The sequence below is a fragment of the Leptolyngbya sp. CALU 1928 genome (assembly GCF_056784215.1).
The window spans coordinates 27,168-46,675 of sequence record NZ_JBXBCE010000003.1; the positions used below are offsets into that span (position 1 = coordinate 27,168).

At 48.4% G+C, this 19,508-nt stretch carries 14 protein-coding genes and 1 pseudogene; 5 read left to right on the top strand and 10 right to left on the bottom strand.

What is annotated here, in order from left to right; translation table 11 throughout:
- Positions 1-5: 5 nt before the first annotated feature.
- The 3 genes from AC1S5B_RS18340 to AC1S5B_RS18350 form a co-directional block, all read right to left on the bottom strand.
- Positions 6-1,001, bottom strand: a complete 996-nt coding sequence (locus AC1S5B_RS18340; protein ID WP_482037146.1) for a hypothetical protein — start codon at positions 999-1,001, stop codon at positions 6-8.
- A 68-nt stretch (positions 1,002-1,069) separates the two neighbouring features.
- On the bottom strand, positions 1,070-1,243 hold the full coding sequence (locus tag AC1S5B_RS18345) for a hypothetical protein (protein ID WP_482037147.1): 174 nt from the start codon (positions 1,241-1,243) through the stop codon (positions 1,070-1,072).
- A 170-nt stretch (positions 1,244-1,413) separates the two neighbouring features.
- Entirely contained in the window at positions 1,414-2,205 is a 792-nt protein-coding gene (locus AC1S5B_RS18350) for a hypothetical protein (RefSeq protein WP_482037148.1), read from the bottom strand.
- 139 nt (positions 2,206-2,344) lie between these two features.
- On the opposite strand from AC1S5B_RS18350, the gene AC1S5B_RS18355 reads away from it, so the two are divergent.
- The 4 genes from AC1S5B_RS18355 (at position 2,345) to AC1S5B_RS18370 (ending at position 4,831) form a co-directional block, all read left to right on the top strand.
- A complete protein-coding gene (locus AC1S5B_RS18355) occupies positions 2,345-2,518 on the top strand; it encodes a ribbon-helix-helix protein, CopG family (RefSeq protein ID WP_482037149.1) in 174 nt (57 codons plus the stop codon).
- Between the two features lie 339 nt (positions 2,519-2,857).
- Positions 2,858-3,175 carry a hypothetical protein gene (locus tag AC1S5B_RS18360; RefSeq protein WP_482037150.1) on the top strand — a complete coding sequence of 106 codons (318 nt, stop codon included), beginning with the start codon at positions 2,858-2,860 and terminating at the stop codon, positions 3,173-3,175.
- Between the two features lie 94 nt (positions 3,176-3,269).
- Entirely contained in the window at positions 3,270-3,830 is a 561-nt protein-coding gene (locus AC1S5B_RS18365; RefSeq protein ID WP_482037151.1) for a hypothetical protein, read from the top strand.
- Positions 3,827-4,831: a hypothetical protein gene (locus AC1S5B_RS18370; protein ID WP_482037152.1), complete on the top strand. Its 1,005-nt coding sequence runs from the start codon at positions 3,827-3,829 to the stop codon at positions 4,829-4,831. The genes AC1S5B_RS18365 and AC1S5B_RS18370 overlap by 4 nt, the downstream gene beginning before the upstream one ends.
- A gap of 559 nt (positions 4,832-5,390) precedes the next feature.
- Here AC1S5B_RS18370 and AC1S5B_RS18375 read toward each other — a convergent pair.
- Positions 5,391-5,876, bottom strand: a complete 486-nt coding sequence (locus AC1S5B_RS18375; RefSeq protein ID WP_482037153.1) for a hypothetical protein — start codon at positions 5,874-5,876, stop codon at positions 5,391-5,393.
- A gap of 426 nt (positions 5,877-6,302) precedes the next feature.
- Between AC1S5B_RS18375 and AC1S5B_RS18380 the strand changes: the two are divergent.
- Positions 6,303-7,404 (top strand): annotated as a pseudogene (locus tag AC1S5B_RS18380) (ISAs1 family transposase).
- Here the strand turns inward: AC1S5B_RS18380 and AC1S5B_RS18385 are convergent.
- The 6 genes from AC1S5B_RS18385 to AC1S5B_RS18410 form a co-directional block, all read right to left on the bottom strand.
- A complete protein-coding gene (locus tag AC1S5B_RS18385) occupies positions 7,347-8,705 on the bottom strand; it encodes a hypothetical protein (protein ID WP_482037154.1) in 1,359 nt (452 codons plus the stop codon). The pseudogene AC1S5B_RS18380 and the gene AC1S5B_RS18385 overlap by 58 nt on opposite strands.
- Entirely contained in the window at positions 8,702-10,405 is a 1,704-nt protein-coding gene (locus tag AC1S5B_RS18390) for an AAA family ATPase (RefSeq protein WP_482037155.1), read from the bottom strand. Before AC1S5B_RS18390 ends, AC1S5B_RS18385 begins: the two co-directional genes overlap by 4 nt.
- A 348-nt stretch (positions 10,406-10,753) precedes the next feature.
- Positions 10,754-11,173 carry a type II toxin-antitoxin system VapC family toxin gene (locus AC1S5B_RS18395; protein WP_482037156.1) on the bottom strand — a complete coding sequence of 140 codons (420 nt, stop codon included), beginning with the start codon at positions 11,171-11,173 and terminating at the stop codon, positions 10,754-10,756.
- Positions 11,170-11,436 (bottom strand): hypothetical protein, encoded by a 267-nt coding sequence (locus AC1S5B_RS18400; protein WP_482037157.1) that lies wholly within the window; start codon positions 11,434-11,436, stop codon positions 11,170-11,172. Before AC1S5B_RS18400 ends, AC1S5B_RS18395 begins: the two co-directional genes overlap by 4 nt.
- Before the next feature lie 34 nt (positions 11,437-11,470).
- A complete protein-coding gene (locus AC1S5B_RS18405) occupies positions 11,471-15,445 on the bottom strand; it encodes an Eco57I restriction-modification methylase domain-containing protein (protein WP_482037158.1) in 3,975 nt (1,324 codons plus the stop codon).
- Position 15,446: 1 nt separating this feature from the next.
- Positions 15,447-19,508: an Eco57I restriction-modification methylase domain-containing protein gene (locus AC1S5B_RS18410; protein ID WP_482037159.1), complete on the bottom strand. Its 4,062-nt coding sequence runs from the start codon at positions 19,506-19,508 to the stop codon at positions 15,447-15,449.

The window sequence follows — 19,508 nt, forward strand, 5'->3', positions numbered from 1 at the left end:
CATTATCATTTTTCTACCACTGATGAACTAGCCCTGCTTGGAGGCAGGGAGGAGGAGGGACGAAAGATAGTAAGCGCAGTTGAGGCAATAATCCAAGCAGCGAAGGCAACGAGGGGCATCCCCAAGCACATCGCAAAAATCAGCGTGGGTAAGTCTACCCCATCAAGCCAGAGTTCAGCGCTCTGCCGCCATCCCTGGCTTTCGTTGACTACGGCATTTGCCACTTGAACTTGAGCGATCGCGTTGCCCGTCGCTTGGACAGAGCTTTGAGAAGTATCAGCAACCACCTTTTGAGCATTAGTGACTCCTTCAATCAGTTGCAAATCAGACTCTCTTTGCCACTTCAATGCGTCTAGAATCTGCTGACCATTTGGACTGGTCGGTTCAAGAACCCTTGTTGTAGCAGTGGCAGCATAAACCGCACGCTCAATTTCGGGGCGCAGAACGTTTGCCAGCTCTTGAGCCATTTGTGATCTAGGCAAAGCCTCGCCAGAAGGCAGATACGACTGACGATCTGCCTGATGAGCATCATGAAAGCTCGTCTGGGGAAAACGAGGCTGTAGCATTCCAGGTTGACTAGAATATTCGCTCAGCCCGGTAGGCATGGCATGAGCCAAGGAACTGTGCGGCACAACCTCTACCGGGGAAGAGGTTGGAGGAGTTTGGATCAGTGCAACGTGAGAAGCTAGAAATCCACCAAACGGTTGATTCACCTGGCTCCAGGACATCAAGGCTTGCTTAAATAGCTGCCCTTGGGGAGTTCCGAGCAAGTCTGCGATCGCGTACAATCCTGCCAGGGTGATGAAGGTGCGACCGAGTTGCTCAATGTAATGCTGCTCATGGGTGAGTCGTCCTAAAGCCTGGTTGAGAGTGGGTTCTTGCTCCACACCAATGCCAAATGCTCCAGCAAGCATTCGATAAGGGAACAAGGCTCCATGCTGAGGATCAAGCATGACATGCTTAATCCAGGCTTGGGGGTCGTATTGGGAATTGAACGTCATGATTTGTCTCCAGAAAGTGAGAGAACACCACCATTGCTAAAAGCAGGAGGTAGACAGTTGGATGAGCGTTACTTGCCATCTAAAGCGTTAAGCTGCAGCAAATAAGCCGTGAGAGCCTGATTGGTTAGGTCATCAAAACTTTGGGTTGGTTCAGCATCAAGCACTTGTTGCAATCGTCGGAATAAGGGTTCTGAAAGGTTGATTTCAAGAGCGATTGGAGCTTCAAGAGTGGATGTGGTCATGAGATGCATCCGTTGTAATTTCAGTGAAGGGTTAGAGACGAATTGATGACTCTGCTAGGGAAAAAGCGTTGAGGTGGGCAGTTTTGGGGCGTTTGAGGTTTGCGGCAAATAAACAACGCGCCAAGCAAGGGCGCAAGTAAGCAGCAGCAACGCAGCAATCGCGACCGGTATTAGGCAGTTTGCTGTTGGGGGGGATCGGCGGGGATAGACAGTAAGCCCAGCTTTTTTGCCAACTCCACCCGTGCCGAGTCGGTTGCCTGCATCATGCTGCCCATTTCCGCGATCGCCAGTTCGGTTCCCAACCGAGAGCCTTTTTGAGTGGCATTCTGTTTGAGGGCATCTTCCAGGGTCTGATCGTTGCTGACAAACTGCTGGAGAGTGCTATTCAAGCGGGTAATAGCTTCAGCAAGACGTTGGGTGGAATCAACCACCGTCAGATTCAGGGGTTGAATCTCCTGCACAGGGAGCGGTACGTCAGACTCTCGCAGGGTAATTGCGGCGGTTGCCGGAGGGTCGGCAGCTTGACTTTGAGACGCAGAGGCTTGGCAGGCGGCGACCAGCTCAGGGTTTTGCTCCCAAAGCTGGGCTTTCCAGGCTTCAAAGGGTAACCCAGAGGTTCGATACCCACCCATCAGTTCGATGCAGAGTGGGGTATACCGCTCGTCAGGCAATTTCAAATCGGTTTCAGTAAACCACGGGCAGGCATCTTTGACCTTTTGAAACCATTGCTGAACTGATTTGCGAGACACCCCGTAATACTGGGCGATCGCTTTCGTGAACTGCGGCTCGGCTGGTCGCCAAAGGATAGGGTGAGCATTCGTACTACCTTCGTGAGAAGTGGCAGGGGAAGTCTCCGCCACTTCGCTCAAGGCTTCCTGAGTGGGTGGCAGATCGAGTTCCAGCGAAAAGGCGATCGGGTTTGAGATCGGCTCAACTGCCGATAAATCAAGGTATTCAGTCATATTCGTAATCTCCTGAAAGAACTTAATGCGAAGTGAGTTGGTTCTTACCTCAGTTCTTACGAAGCATGGTAGCATAAAGTAGATAAAGGTAATCTACTTAAATCAAAAGTCTGTCTTCAGTAGACAATGGAGAAAAAGTATGATGATTTTTGACGTGCCTACAGATAAATCCAGAGTAGCTACTTATATAGAGGAAGAACTAAAGCAGAAGCTGGAAAAGCTTGCTGCTCTGGAAGATCGTAGCGTTAGTAACTTTCTTGAGCGCCTAATTAAGCAGATTGTTGAGCAAGCCGAACAAGAAGGAAAAATTTGATAACTCTTCAAGGGCGTAAGGTTTTCCAATGTGCCAACCGTCATGGCTATGCCTTGGAATGCCATCCATTCGTACAAACCGACAAAACAGAAGCCTCAAAATACTATGTTTGGCAGTTTTTCTAGTGATGAGTAAAGCAAAACTGCTAGAGGAATTAACAGCAAAATCTTTTGTTGTTAATTCCCAAAAACTAAAAGAATTAATGCAACCTTAGCCAGTCCCAAGTCTGGTTGGAAAAATGCAGAGGGAGTAATAAGAGAGCGATCGCTCAGTTTTCTCAGGACACAGAGATCGCCCTCTAAATGTTCTTTATAGAGTCTTTTACAAGACTTACCACCTATGATACCAAGACATACCCGGCAAGGTACACCCCTTGCACCGGATCAAATTTTCAGTGCTGGATTTCGAGATGGGATAAACCATCGTAACCTTCACTACCTTAAAGGCTACGCCGAAGGCTGTTGTTCTACTCCAGATAGCTCCACGCTGATCGCCTTCTGTCAAATGCCTAGCCTCGACTCTGCTCTGCAATCCATTCAACACTGGGAGCAAGACCGAGAACACTTTGGCTTTGGCACCGTTGCCCTCAGTTATCGCCATAGCTTGTGGATCGTGCTGGTTTCTAAAGACTTGCACGATACGGCTTTGCCCTTCTGATCACCCTCTAAACAATCCCCAATAAGCGCGGATCGCATAGGGCAGGCGGTTTTATGCGATCGCGCCTCTCCTCCACATAGAACCCATCGCTGTCGTGGGTCAATTTCTCATGCAAGTTTTTACCCATAAGACGGTCAAACCGTGCCTTGCCGTTACAGTCGCCACCCCTCCAGTTCTGGGAACCTCACTCGTTTTAGATCTTGAAGAGTTCCCAGAACTAGATTGGCTAATTGCATATTTTGCTTCCCTCACGGTCTTACAGAGTGAGTGCGATCGCGTGAGTCTTTCCATCCAAGCTATTGCCAAAGAAGGTGATATTCAACGCAACTGCTGGATTGAACCCTACATCAAAACGAAGCACGAAAAACAATACACCTACTACCAACTGCGCTGGCTCACAGGAGAACGCAAAAAATCGGGTCAACCCAAAGTGAAAACTAAACACCTTTCCCACCGAGCCGTGAGTGAAGTTCGAGCTGCGATCGCGCGGGGAAATCAAATTGAGGCATTAGAGCAGCAACGTCAGCAGATTGAAACGGAAATAGTCAAGCTCAAGCAACTGATTCGGAGAACAGGCAGACGACTTGAGCGCATGAGTTACCAGACCTTAATGACCAATCCATCCAACAATTCACACAGGGGGTGCCTCCGATGAACGATAAAACACTCGAAACCAACTCAATTCCCATTCCGCCGCAACTGGCAGGGCTACTCAAACAAACTTTTGGCAGAGCAGGCACCGGATTTGATGAGGCAGCATTCCTGCAACAACTGCACTACTGGGCACTCAACCCTCAAACTACTGGCTGGACAATCGCTGGCGTGAAGTGGATCTACAACTCACTCAAGTCTTGGCAGGAACAATTTCCCTGGATGAGTGAATATGGATTGAGAAAAGCGATCGCCAATTTGAAAAAGCTGGGGTTGATCCAAACGGCTCAACATTGGATTACTTCCTACAAGCGAGTCATGTTCTATCGGATTGACTACCAGCAGTTGGCAACCTTCGCTGCAGACGGATGCGATCTGATCACAGATCGATGTGTGAATAGTGATCAAGTTGATGTGCCGCCTGATCACAGGACAAATACAAAAACTTCTTCAAAGACTTCTTTTTCAGAACAACAAACAGGGGTTGTTTCAGACATCAATGAAAGTCTTGAAGACACTAGGGGTCTAAAAGTACCAACTTGCGATCAAACTTCTACAGTAGAAGTCAGCAGTTCTGAAGCAGACCGCTTTTTCCACGCTAGTTCTGGGAAGATTTTTGCAGTTCAACCCCCAGAGTTCCCAGAACTCGTTAACGCCGTGGCTCAAGCAATCGGTCAGTCACTCCCTGCTGCCTTGAAAAAGGCGATCGCTCAGTTTCCGGAACGGGTGCAGCCAGCGATCTCCTATCTTCAAAATCAGCAGCAACGACGACAGATCAAGAACCCAGTTGGTTACTTGTATAGTGCGGTGATCAACGGTTGGAATCTCACAATTTCTGAACCTTCGATAACGCCTGCTGGCTTTAACCAATGGTTTGACTGTGTAAAAAGGAGGGGATTGGTTATTGCTGCAACCATGATCGGTGAAATTCATCATACTCTGCACATTCAACATGGCTGGCTGCCAACAAAGCAATTGATGCAGGAGGTAGCGATCTTAAATTAGGCACATATTTCCATTCAATTGGTTTCCCTAGCGAGTAGGGAGTAGATATTACTGACAAATCAATTCAACATTTACAAAAATCGATTAATAAGTTTCCATTCAATTGGTTTCCTTAGCGAGTAGGAAACTCAGATACCTCAAACTCAATATCCTTTGCGCCATTGCCGAAAATAGGTATACACTGTTTGTCAAGTTGGAAAATCGCCTAGTAACGAACGTCAGCGAACGCCCTCTACCAAGACATAGAAAATGGCGTTGAGAATTTCCCACATCTCCACTGCTCATGGATGACCATCGGTTTTCGTCTCTAGAATCAAATCACTAAGCAATTCAAATTGGTCTTGAGTCAGGTTGCTAGGGTACGCTTTACTCATATCACTCTCTCAGAGTTGTGTGTTGTATATTCGCAGCGTACACTGGGTGAACTTTTTTACGACCCAACCGACTTTTCAAACAACCTCTAACTCACTTTGAATACGAGATCGCAGCTTGGTTTGACATTTCCTTTAAAGTTTTTCCATAGATAGCTGCTCCAATGCCACCAGAAACGCCGTAAAATTCAAAGATCAAGATTGGTTGCTGCTTGTTGGGCTGTCTCTCTTAAGTCAGCCAAAGATGGATCGCTGCCACAATCAGGGCAAATGTACATCCACTTATCTTTGAATTCTGGATGGTCTGAATTACGGTGGAAGCAGTCTTTGAATTTGAGGAGGTGGTGGTGTTCCCCATAGCAACTTTGAATAACCCAAAAACTTCCACATTCGGGGCAAGAACAGTATAGTCCTGTGCCCTTACCAGCTCGTCCTTCACGGTAGACGACTCTTTCAATTAACTCTTCTTCCGAGATGCGATCGGGTTTCCAGCTTGAGTGAACATCATTTCCCCATCCAAGCTGTTGTCCACAAGGTAGGCATGCTGTGCAAAGTTCGCTGTCATGATATTGGAGCAAAAGCCTCAGGATTCGTCTAACTTGGAGATCGTTATCGTTCCCCGGCACTAAAGCAATTGCTCCATACTCGTGACCGGGATACTCTAATTCATCCATCTCTACATCAAATTCTTCCAGTACAAATCGGTGAAAGGGAACCTCTCCCCAATAATCTCTTTTAGAATCTGTGTGAAGAATGAAAGCACAGTCGAGAGAAAGCTCCTCTAAATATCTGTCTCTTGCTATATCTATTACATCCGCAATTAAGCGATCGTCTCCTTGTTGATCGTAATTGCGATATTTAGCATCAAAACAGTAGTTATTAGTTCCTCCATTAATTGAGAACTTAATAATGATGTCTGGAGTCCTTAATTGACCATTTGCTGTGGTTAATTGAGCTTCGTATATTAAGTGAATTGTGTAAAACTGTTCATTGCTTAGCTTTCCTCTTAATACGAAGGAAGTATTTCTAGGTCAGGGTTATTTCATTCTAGGAGAGTGGTTGATATGGTAGTGAGGTCATCTCTCAACCCCTAACACCAGATGTCTCAACTTGCGATTGTCGAAGCCTTTGCAGATCTTTGTGATACTCGTCGCACAGCAGGACAACGTCACCAGCAAGCCCTTTGTCTTGCCTTGTTCACTCTTGCGGTTGCTGCGGGTAATCGAGGGTTTCTGGCAATGGGGGATTGGCTGAGAGCGTATCACGATGAATTGGTCGCCTTGTTTCACCCCCCTAAAGACCGCCTACCCTCTTACAGCACAATTCGACGAGCACTTTTGCGGCTCGATTACCGAGAGTATTCGGCTTGTTTAGCGCGATTCTTCGGCATCCAACCGTTGCCTGGAGAAACGATTGCCATTGATGGTAAAGTGCTGCGCGGTTCCTATGAAGCCATCAGTGATGCCCCCAGCGTAGACTCTCACCCAGCCATCATGTTGGTCAGTGCCTACATCGTTGAGCGGGGATTAATTCTTGAACCCTACGAGGTGGACTCGAAAACCAACGAAATCACGGCATTGCCTGCCTTTATTGCACAACTGGCGCTCAAAGGAGTTGTCTTTGCCTTTGATGCCATCAGCACCCAAAAAAACGGCGCAGACCATCATCGACAGTGGCAATGATTACTTAGGGGCACTCAAGGGCAACCAATCCGGTTTGCTGGAGTCCGTCGAAACCCATTTCCAACCCCAGCAGAGTATCCAACAGATTAACAAAGGGCACGGTCGGATCGAAAAACGCACTGTTTGTATCACGCATCAATTGGATGGCATTCTTGCTTTTCCAGGCTTGCAAACCCTGATTCGAGTCGAATCACAACGCCAACGGTATCGTGCCAACATCATCGAAGTCTCCACCGAAATCCGCTACTACGTTGCTTCCTTTATCGATACTGCACAAGCCTTTGCCGACCGCGTTCGGGGTTACTGGGGAGTGGAAAACAAGGTGCATTATGTCCGTGATGTGACGCAAGGGGAGGATGCTTCACGCATTCGGACCTCACCACTGGTGCAAAGTTGGGCTTTGGCACGTAATTTTGCACTCAATTTGTATCGCAACAATGGATTCTTGAACATGGCTCAAGCTCAACGTTTGGCTGGTTTTAGTCTGAACACGCTCAAAGACCTATTTAGAATGAAATAGCCCTGATTTCTAGGTAGCCTCAATGTTCCATTAGGTTCAATTTCGATGCTTTCAAATAAAGTTGTTTCTCCATCTAATGGTTGCATATTCGCGTATAGGATGAAGGCACTATACAGTTTTACGACACACCAGATTTCATAAATCTCCCAAGTGGATCGAATTTCCCCTCGATAAATATGCTCAAGAAGATAAAGAACCTTTTGGATCGGTTCAAGCATACCTCCTTTAGAGTTTGCATACTTTTCAAAGATTGAACCGTAGCTTGGAGATGCTATTAGACGAAGTGAAGTAAAAACTGCCTCATCCGGAGTCTTTACGTCTGCTAGAAAATCAGAGCTTCTCGTTTGTGCAGCCCATTGAACACAGGATTGGAGTTGTGAAACCTTGTCATTAATCTGCTTTCGTAATTTCTCTTGTTGCAGCCGAAACGTTTGAATTCTTTGTTTAGATGCTTCGATGAACTCTTGAAACGCCTCATCCTTTCTACGAGGCTTTGCAGGAATCAGATCATCCTCAATATTGATTAAGCTGAGCGCTTCAAGGCTAGAAGCAAGTCCGGTTGCTAAATCTCGTAAGTAAACATCAAGAATGTAGCAAAGAAATTCGTTTTCCATACACTGGGTTGATTCTATCCGAGTCATTCCTAAGACTCTTCGTTTGCCAGGCTCCATCTTGGATTGGATTAGAAGCTGTGGTGAAAGGTTGGCTTTCCCGATTTCTACTGAACCTATCTCAGTGATGAAACTCTTCAGCGGTCTTTTCTGGATAGCTGACCAGTTGTCTTGTACAACGGCTGCTAATTCAAGCAGTGCGGTAGCAGTTGCCATCATGCCATTCCCTGCAAGCCACTGTTGTCCTAATCCTTCTGTACCAAAACCTTCGCCCATTGGTACGGGAACTGATCGTCGCACACAGCAGGCGGTAGAGAGTGCCAGAACTCCAATATCAGATATCATGCGTTCGATTTGCCACTCACTAATATTGGCAGGGAAAATATGCAGGGTTGCTGCCGTATCTCGCGCAATCTTGCCAGTTTCATCTATTAAAACGGCAGTAACCTCGCCTGATCGCCGAATAACTTCAATTCTTTCCCTTCCGGGCGGCAGTTCCCAACGATTCGTATTAGGAATTTGAATGAGTAATACGGGTGGTGTGCCATCGAGTGCCACCTCTCCTTGCCAAGCACGATCGAGTTCTACATACCAGGCACCTCCGAACTGCCGAACGTGCGTAATGCCGTCTTCATCTGGATGGAATGGCGTACCATTAACGTCAACAAAGCGAATGCTTGGGTAGCTCATGCTTTTGTCCAGTAGCGAACATTTGCTCGTCTCTTATCCTGCATTTGCTTGGACAATTGGGGTAGAACATCTCCAGGATCATAGGGCTTGTAGGTTTGTTCGAGTTCCTGAAGCCATCGGTTAAAAAGTTCGCTTGTTATATCGTTTTTGAAGAACGAGATTCTGGGAAGTAATTTGGTGAAAACGAAATGTCCCAAGCAATCTTGACTGGATAGCCCCAAAATAGTAGCAACGGTGTGAAACACTTGGTATTCTCTACTAGCTCGATGTCCTAGAGGAATCCCCAATACAGAAAGATACTGCTGATTCCACCTCAAAATCAATTGCCACTCGTTGGACTTTTGATTAAATTCCTCTGCTGCTGCGATCGCCTGTTGTAGTGCTGTTATCGACAGAATTGCGGTTGTAGCTGAACCGATGGCTGCTGCACTTGTCTTGGTTAGATTAGCGGGCGGATAAGTAATGACGTAGGAGCGATCGATAACTTTAGGACTCAGGTCATAGGTTGTTTCATCAGAATTCAATGTGCCCAGTAAAACCAGATTGGGGGAGAGGGTGAATGTTGAAGGATAATCGTTGAGCAGCGTTTGTATATGCTTTAGTCTTTGGGTCTGCTCGTGGGTGCGATCCTTCAGTTCGTGTAGAAATCTAGCTTCCTCCCATAGCTGGGTTTCAATGCTGGGGGAGTAGAGCAGCAACCCTTGTCGATCATCATCGCTGCTAAAAGATTGCTCCTTCTGTCTTGACCGAGAATATTCTAAAAAGGAGAGTAGATCGGCACCATAGTTTTCAATTCTGGCAAGGTTGAGTTCATCAAGACAGACTAGGCAAAGGCGATCAACCTGAGTTTTAGCGTCTTTGAGTGCGGTTAGGAAGGGAGAAGGGCGAAATGTTTCGCTCAACGGATCAAAGAAGCCAAGCAAGTCAGACGGGTCAAGCCATGCAGGACGGACAGGAATGACTTTACTGATTCCGCCTAATATTTTGGTTGAGTTTTTGATGATGCTGGTTTTGCCAACTCCGACAGGGCCATTGAGCAGAACAATGCTGCCTGAATAACAAGCACTCACCAGAGATAGTAAATAGCTGGTTGCAATGTTTTGAGGAAGCAGAAGCCCTGCCGATTCCAGCATCGCATCCCAATTTTCGGCTAGGTTTTGGGGCAAAGGTGAAACTTCAGACAGTTGAGGATGTTGGTCTTCAACGTTCAAGGGTACTGCGAGGCGATAGGGTTCAATAGCCTGCCGAAGATGGTTGATTTCGGTCTTAGCCCCTTCTATCGAGTCTGCAAAGGATTTAACAGATTGCTCCCATAAAGTAATAGATTGTTGTTTATGCTCTAATTCTGCTAACAGTTGCGCCTCTTGTTCTTCAAACTCAGCTTTCAGCCTAGCTTCTTGTTGCTGAACTCTTGCTGTTTGTTCTTGTAGTTCTATTTTCTGTTTATTGATTTCCTCAATTTTCTCTTTGATTCGCTCTGCGATTAGTTGATCAAGCTTGTCCTGCTGCGTCTGAAGTTGTATTTTCCATCTCTCTAGCTCCTGCCTCAACTCAGTACTAAGACGTTCCTGAAAATCTTTGACAAGCTGATTTACTTCCGAGTCTTTGGATGCTTCTACTTCGACAGCCTGAGGTTCGCCATACTCGTTTCTAGCCCGTATATGTCTTCTTTGTCCAGGTTCACTCCACAGGAATGTCACAATGTCTCCTGGACGAAGAAGACCCTGTATGCCTTTCACGTTCTCCTGAAAAGCAAAGAAGATATGTGCTGAGGAGCCATCTCTACAGGAAAGAGGTATCAAAGATTTAATGTAAAGATTGCCAGTTGTCGCAACCCGATCGACACGCCCTGGAAGTCTCCCAGAAAGTAGGGGAGCTAAAACCACCCATGAATCTTCGGTAAGTCTGTTTAAGAAGTGTTCCATAAATTACTAATAGAGAGGCGGATGTCATAGATCAAGTACTGGAATTAGTATTCCCAGGAGACTTGTTCTTGAATCCCTGTGATTGCAAGTAAGGCAGCAGGTTTAATTCCCCTCTCTTGTGGGCTATGGATCAAATAGCAGATTTTGGAGGGGATTGGTGTTTGCCCATCGGTAAGTGCTAAAGTCTCTGCGATCGACCGTCAAGAGCCGCCCATGTCCCAAATGCTCTGCAAGAACCACCAAGGACGCATCTGCAAGATCCATTGGCAGATCTGCGTAGCGTTCCATCAATTCAACCATCCGTTCTAGATAATTCTGCTCGATCTGGAAGACTTCAAATGCGTTCTGACAAATTGCTTTTAGAAAGTTGCGCTGAACGGTGTGATTTACAAGTTGGGCAAGTAGATAGGATGTTTCTGTAATCACTGGATAGGTTGTGATCAGAGGCTCTGAGAGATCCCGAAATGCTTGTTGGGCGATCGCATGGTAGGTGTCGCGTTTGCTGAAGAGTGCGAGGAATGCTCCTGTATCGACAATGATCATTGTTGCCCTTGTTCATACTTTTGTTTAAGCGATTGACTGATCACTGATTTATAGGTTGTGGAGAGGTCGGGGTCTGCGTCGATACATCCAACCAGTCCAAGGTCTTGAAAGATATCTAGGGCAGTCTTTTGCCGGGGCTGAAGTTGCTGATAATAGTGCTCGATCGCAACTTTGAGGACGGCTTCTGTGTCTTGTCCTGTTTGTTGCTGAATGTAAGTTAGTTTATCGGCGACATCGTCATCCAGTTGAGTGATAATTTGCATGGTTTTGTCCTCTAGGTTTTGAAATAGCTTGATCCTAGCGTAGGGGATGGGCAACGCTCGGATCGGCGGGAGGTGGATCAAGTAGGGTTTGATAGGATTGCCCCTCTTTCATTGCCTCAGCCATTGCATCGTAGATTTCTAGAATTTTGTCTTTGGTGCGATAGTGCCCGTGGACTTTTTCATCTTTGCGTTTGACAATGGGGAAGGTTTCCATGATGTAGTCTACGTCGTGGCGCTGGATGCTGTAGAGGTGGAAGTAGGCGGCATCAAGTTCACAGCGCAGGAGGAAGCGGCGTTTTTCATCCCAACGGAAGGGGGCACCATCGTAGCCGCAGTCTTGGGCGAAGGGTTGGAGATCCCAGGCGGTGTAGGTGAGTTCGAGAACGTGATCAGATATAAAATCTGATATACCCTCGTATATATCTGGAGACAAGATTGGTAATTGCTTAACGACATAGAAGCTTAAATTTCCGCCACTCGCCTTCTGTTTCGCAACATAATCCAGAATAAAGGCATTAAAGTTTCCAACAAGTAAACAAACTTCCTTAGCTGTACATTTTGGAAACAGCAGCGATAAAGAGTGCCCTACTCCGAGTTTAGGGATAATTGTGAAAGTAACACTCCTCGCATCTGCTACAGCACTAATAGCATTGCGAAATCCTATCAGCCATTGATACTTCCAAAAATCAGAAATTTTAGCATTAACTTCTTCTTCAGAAATCCAATATCTGGGTGTGAAAAACCAATCTGGATTATTCAAATCTTCTAACGTAGGTTTCGCAGTTCCAGCCCTCGTGCCATAAATCTCTTTTTCAGGAATCCCAGCGAAAGTAGCTGCTCGATGGTTATACATTTGAGCAAATTTTGATTCATATAAAGGAATATATGTTTTATCAGATTTAATGAATGAGTTCTTGGTTGATGCCCAATTTTCGGATTTTAGTTTACTTTGTGTCTGGAATAAATGAGAGTCATTTGCCATATGAAACATTGAAGAAAGCAGTAAATTCCAAGAATTTCCCTCTAAAACCGTATCTTGGACAAGAATAGGTACTCTCGAATAAATTTCTTTGATAAGAATGGAATCTTTTTGGGATTTGAAAATAGGAAGATTTAGTGTATTAGGATTAATGCAGGAAATCTCGTCTCTAGTTAGAGTATAAATACGTCCGGATTCGCGTAAATCCTCAGTACTCCAAAGTTGAGCAGCTAGTACGAAGGAAGGACTATTTTTTCTTGATAGAGTTAGCAATGAGAAAGAGAATGTACTTTCTGTCCCAATAAATAAGTAACCTCTATTAGTGAAATCAAAAAAGCTAACAAGTGACTGAGTATAGATCAATGCTTGAGTGAAGATCTTGGTTGACTCATCAGTAACTATTCCTGAAGGAATGACAGTCCCAAGATATCCCAACTGGTTTAGAACTAGCCACATCGTTTCTGTGAATAGCGTATACGTATTAATGTCTCCACGTCCGCATAACGGATAGCGCCTTGAACTTTTAACAAAATGGCTTTCAGCCTCAGCTTGACGGCTATCCTCTAACCATGCATTGAGTAAAGCTGGATCTTCTACCTCTAATGCTGCGATCATTTTCCGACGAGCCGCAGCATTGGGGGCGTTAGAAATATCTGGACGACGGGTTGCAAACCACTCCTTTTCTTGAAGTTTAATTCTTTCCCAAGGTGGATTCCCTAGGACTATGCTAAATCCTCCATTCCAACCTGTTTGTTCATTCTGGGCAGCATTTGATACCTTAAAGACATCAGGAAATGCCAAATGCCAGTGAAAAAACTTGTACTGATCGCGCAATCGCTCGACTTCCCGCTTCATCCAATCCGGTGCATTAAACGGATTCCGCTCAATTTGACGAAACACTTCATCGGTAATGGGATACAGCAACTCCTCTGACTGCCGTTTCTTCCACACAAATGCTGCACACCAGGCATCTGCCCAAAAGCGGCTAAACAGATAGGGCGTAGACTTTACAAACTTCTCGTACTGTGTCTGTTTCTGCTCTACCCCAGCAATATCATCATCCGCAATCTGGTTCAGGCTCACCAAACTCGTTGCCAGGTCGCCCAACCGCTCCCAGGGTTCATTGCGCTCATCCAGCAGCGTCAATTGCCCCTGCGTTCGCTCCTGCTTATTCAGCTTCTTGTACTTGCTGCAATACGCCTTGTCATCGCCTTCAATTGGCGTAAACGCCTCATCTGGAATCCCCTTTCGCAGCAGAGCAGGCGTTGCCCCCAGCAGGCTATTGCCACATTGGATGTGATGCTCCAAAAACGACAGAGGTTTGCCCGGTTCCAGCGATTCCATCCACAACGCCACCTTGCACAATTCCACCGCCATTGGGTTTACATCCACCCCATAGATGCACCGCCCAATGACATCCCGCAATGCCTTCTGGGTTGCCTCCGGTGATGGTTCCTCATCCCCTGTACGAATCGCAGCCAACCGTTTCGCCATCCGGTGCGCCGCTGCAATCAAAAAGTGCCCACTACCGCACGCCGGGTCACAGACCTTGAGGTTGAGAATTGCTTCTTCTGGGTCAGCCTGCTGAATTGCCTCATCCACCACTGGATCTAACGCCGAATCCAACAAACACTGTACCAGGCTCTCTGGGGTGTAATAGCTGCCCGTCGTCTTACGCTCATTGCCTGCTGCCGTCGTCAGCGCAAACGTTCCCGCACTGACATTCAGTTCCGGGTGTAGTTCCAGCAACGCCTCATAGACACTGCCCAACTCCTCCGATCGCAAATTCTTGTAATCCACCGGACGGCGACCATGCTTATCGGTGATAAACGCCAGTGCCCGGATTGCCTCCAGCAAAGCAGCATTGGCAATCTGGCAGGACACCGTATCCGCCACGAATGCCTCTGACCATAACAGACTGCCCAACGCAGGCAACCCCAACGACCGACAGCCCTCACTGCTACCTAACTTCTGCATCACCAGCCGCAAGCCAAAAAACAGATCGGCATGGCGCGTGCCCCGTCGCTTCTCTGCCAGAGTGCGGAGTCGCGCGGTTGAATAGTAGAGCGTATAGCGTTCTCGTGCTGCCACATCTGCCTTCGGGTCCAGCAAAAAGCCCCGGTCTTCCACCACAAACAGAAACAGTAACCGATAGACCAACCGCAGCAGTTGGCGATAGTAGTCCTGGGTTGAGAGTTGCCCCGACTGAAGCTTTTGCCGCAGTTCCCGGTTTGCCGCATGGGAGAGAAACCCCTGACCAAGAGCGGCGATCGCCACTTCCACCCCTCGCCGTAGCTGATCCAGCGCACGGGTTCCCTGCTCCTGTGCTGTCTTTGACCACTGCTCCAGCCAGCACTGCTCTGGCTTCTCCGTTTCTACCCTGGACTGGTGACACAGCAACCACAACAACACGAAGTCGGCATAGACCTCGCCTGCCATCATCGCTTCCAGGTCAAACTCCACATACGCCTGCCGCGTCAAGCTGACGTTATCCCGCAAAATTCGCACCTGCCGTCCATTAGAGGCGATCGCCCACAGATGCTCCTGCGATCGATTCAGCAACTCCTGCACCAAACTATGGGGGCTACTTCGCGCCGCACCTGCCACCCCTGCCGTCCGTCGATCCAGATCCACTCGCCAACCCACCAGATGAATAGGCGTATGCAGCCAACCATGCGAAATCGGATAGCTCCGGCTCTCAAGCTCGATCGCTTTTGCAGCCGTCAGCCGACCGTAGCCAAGTTCTTGAAACAACGGTAGGAGGAGGCGATCGCGCGTGACACTTGTCCCCGGATCATTCGGCGGCAACTTCTCTAGAGCCGTCTTGAAGCCAACCCAAGCACCCCGCAACCGACTCCAAGAACGGTTGATTGCCTCATTCAGCTTCTCCCCTTCCAATAAGTGATAGGAAGTCGGTGAAAGCCCAGCTAGCGCTTTATCGCCATCCACAACTCGCTGCAACAAATCCGCCGGAAGAATCGCTCCTTCGGTACGAACCGTGGTGAAAATATTTTTGCTGCGAGTCGTCATACTACTGAACCTGGCTTGGGTCGGCGGGAGAGAAGGGCTGGGCGATCGTCATTTGGGGCGTATGAGTTACCCCCCTATCAGCAGGTGGTGGGTCAAGTACCGTTTTGTAGGGCTGTTCGATGCGGATAGCTTCAGCTAGCGCGTCATAGATTTGCAGAACCGTGTCTTTCGTCCGGTAATAGCCATACTTTTGCTCATCCTTGCGCTTGATAATGGCAAACGTCTCCATGACAAACGCTACATCCTCTCGCTGAAGGTTGTAGAGATGAAAATAGGCTGCATCCAATTCACACCGGAGCAGAAAGCGTCGCTCTTCATTCCATCGAAAGGGCGCACCCTCATAACCACAGTCCTGAGCAAAGGCTTGTAAATCCCAAGCTGTATAGGTCAGTTCCAGCACACGGGGAAGTATCCAACCCTGATAGCCAAGTGCCGTATCCCATGCACACACCTGCTCATACGTTGAAGGAACAAGCGTTGGCAACTGACGCAGAATGTAATCTGATAAATGGTTGCCGGGGGTTCCCTGGCGGCAAATGAAATCGAAGCAGAAGCTATTCCAGTTCGCCAGCAAACAGAACAGGGTAGACGGGGCATGAGTCGAGAACAGAACTGTGCGGATGCTGGCTAGCACCGCTGCTTTGGGCATCACGCAGGCAATCATCGTGCGCGTATTCGTCGCACTGGTGACATCTTTGTACCCAATAAACCACTGATACGGATAGTTTGCGGGCAGGCGGCGATCGGACTCTTGCTGCGATGCCCAGTACCGGGGTTGCGCTAAAAACTCAGGACTCTGGCGTTCTGCATCCGTAATCTCGACGCTCACTCCTGTCCGAAAGGTGTTTTTATCGGTCGTCGCCGCAGAACACTCCCGATGATTGAATAACCCAATCATACGGGCTTCATAGGTTCTTAGCAGTCGGCTACCGTTTGGAGACTCAGATGCGTACAGATAATCCCCATCAAGGCTCTGGTCAAACAACCCCATGACAATCCTGATGTTCCAGCTATCGTTCTCTATGGAATTGGAGTGACCGAGAACAGGAACCTGGGCATAGATTTGTTTGGCGATCGCAAATTCCCGCTGCGTCCTAAAAATCGGGCAAGTCTTGGTATGAGGATTGAGCAGGGCGATCGCTTCAGGCGTGAGCCTGATATGACGTTCCTCTAAATCCAGGTCTTCAAGGCGATGGGCAAAGAAGACAAAGTCACCCGTAGCCGTGGGGCGGTTGCTACCCGCTAAAGTCATAAGGGCAAACCGCATTCGAGCATCGATATCGGGAAACAGCGTCCGTTCCCGGTTTTCAAAGTCGTAGAAGCTCACTAAAGAGCCTGAGTCCATCAAAGCCTGAAAGAAGAACTTGGTCGTATCCGTTGTCGCCAGCCCGGAGGGGACAATACAACCCATCAAACCTGTTGCCTTTAGCAACAGCCGATTGGTTTCAGAAAAGATGGCATAGGTATTGATGTCTCCCCGCCCACACAGCGGGAAGCGCTCCGACTGATGGACGAAATGGCTCTCGCCCTCTGCTTGGCGGCAGGACTCCATAAACTGAGTGTACAAATAGGAATCTTCAGTCTGAAGAGCTTGGATTTTGCGTTTCCGCTCAGCCGAACTGACGGTGTTTGAAATGTCAGGACGGTAGGCAGAAAACCATTCCCGCTCCTGAAGCTTGATACGCTCCCAGGGGGTATTTCCCAGTTCTACATCAAACCCACCCGACCAACCCACCTGGCTATTTTCTACCGCCTCTTCATGCTTTGGCACCTCAAAGACATGGGCAAACGCGATATGCCAGTGGAAGAAATGATATTGCTCTCGTAGTCGTTCTATTTCCTGCCCCATCCATCCCGGCGCATTGTAGGGATTCTGTTTAATTCTTCGGAAGACTTCATCGCTAATGGGATATGCAAACTCCTGCGTTTTCTTCCAGACAAACGCCGCGCACCAGGCATCTGCCCGAAAACGGCTAAACCGATACTCCGACGACTCCATGAGAGCTTGATACTTCTGTTGCTTCAGGCGAACCTGGGCGATCGATTCATCTGGAATCTGATCCAACTCCTTCATCGCCGCCGCAATATCCTCCAACTGCTGCCAGGGCTGATACTCCGGTGCGTAAATCGCAATGTCTTCTAACCATCCCCAGGGCTTTGAAGACGGATCAACCAGGGTTAATTGCCCCTGCGATCGCTCTTCCTTGTTCTGCTTCTTATACCGGGAGCAAATCGCCTTCTCGTCTCCCTTAATTGGATTAAAGGCTGCATCCGGAATTCCTTTTGCCATTAAGGCTGGAGTCGTTCCTATCAACGAGTTGCCCCATTGAATGTGATGCTCCAGGAATGGCAAGGGCTTACCCGGTTCCATTGCCTCCATCCACAAAGCCACCTTACAAAGCTCAACTGCCATGCGGTTCACATCAACCCCATAGAGGCAGCACCCAATCACTTGGCGTAGAGCAGTCCGCACTGCTTCTGGTGCAGGCTCTTCCTCTCCCGTCCGAATTGCAGCCAATCGTTTTGCCATGCGATGAGCCGCAGCCGTCAGAAAATGCCCGCTGCCACAGGCGGTATCACAAACTTTGAGCTTGAGTATGGCGGCTTCAGGATCAGGTTGGCGACAGGCTTCCTCCAGAACCGGATCAAGCGCTGAATCGAGCAAGCACTGGACTAAATTTTCTGGAGTGTAGTAGCAACCCGTCGTCTTGCGCCGATTACCCGCGACTGCCTTCAATGCAAAGGTGCCAGCATTGACGTTAATTTCTGGATGCAGCTCCAACAGCGATTCATAAATGCTGCCCAACTCCCGCGATCGCAGATTTTTGTAATCAACGGGTCGTCGTCCGTGTCGGCCGCTAATAAACGCGAGCGATCGGACTGCATCGAGTAACGCCGCATTCGCAAGCTGGCACGGCTCTAGTGCTGGCATTGCTTCATTCGACCAAAGAAAGCTTCCCAGAGCAGACAGCCCCAACTCAGGGCATCCCTGCCCACCCAGGCTTCTCATCACCACCCGCAAACTATGAAAGAGGTCGCTGTGACGCGTCCCACGCAGCCGCTCCGCCAGCAGCCGAAGCCTGGTTGTCGAGTAGTACCGAATGTACCGCTCTTTCGTTGCTAGGGCAGCGGTCGGATCGAGGAGTGCCTCCCGGTCTTCGACCACAAACAGAAACAGCAGACGGTAGACCAATCGCCGCAGTTGGTGATAGTAATCCTGAGCAGTCAGCACTCCCGATTGCAACCGTTGTCGTAGTTCCTGGTTCTGCGGATGAGACAGGAACCCTTGCCCCAGTGCCGTAATCGCGGCTTCTACCCCATCCTGTAGTTGCTCTAGAGCGCGAGTGCCTTGAGCCTGCGCCGCCTGCGACCATTGCTCCAACCAGCACTGCTTCGGTGTTTCTGCTTCAACCCTCGATTGATGGCAGAGCAACCACAGCAACACAAAGTCGGCGTAGACCTCCCCCGACATCATCGCTTCGAGGTCAAACTCGACGAAGGACTGACGGGTCAAACTAACGTTATCTCTGAGAATTCGCAGTTTACGACCATTGGAAACGAATGCCCAGAGGTGAGCATCCGAACGATTGAGTAATTCTTGTACCAGGCTGTGAGGGCTACTCCGTGACGCGCCTGCTGCTCCGGCAGTGCGTTTGTCCAAATCCACTTGCCAACTCACTAAATGGATCGGAGTGTGTTGGTAGCTATGAGAAATTGGGTAGTTTTTGCCCTCGACCGCGATCGCCCTTGTCACTGCAAGCCGCCCATACCCAAGTTCCTGAAATAATGGGAGAAGGAAGCGATCGCGCGTGACACTGGTTCCCAAGTCGCTAGCAGGCAAACTTTCGAGAGCCACCTTGAAACTAACCCATGCTCCGCGCAGCCGCGTCCAGGAACGGTTAATTGCCTCATTGAGCTTTTCTCCTTCTAGCAAATGATAAGATGCAGGGCTGAGTCCATCCAGGTCTTTGTCTCTGCTCACGAGCCGCTGCAGCAAATCTGCCGGAAGAATTGCTCCTTCCGTGCGAACTGTAGTGAAGATATAGGCTTCCCTTAGTCTCAT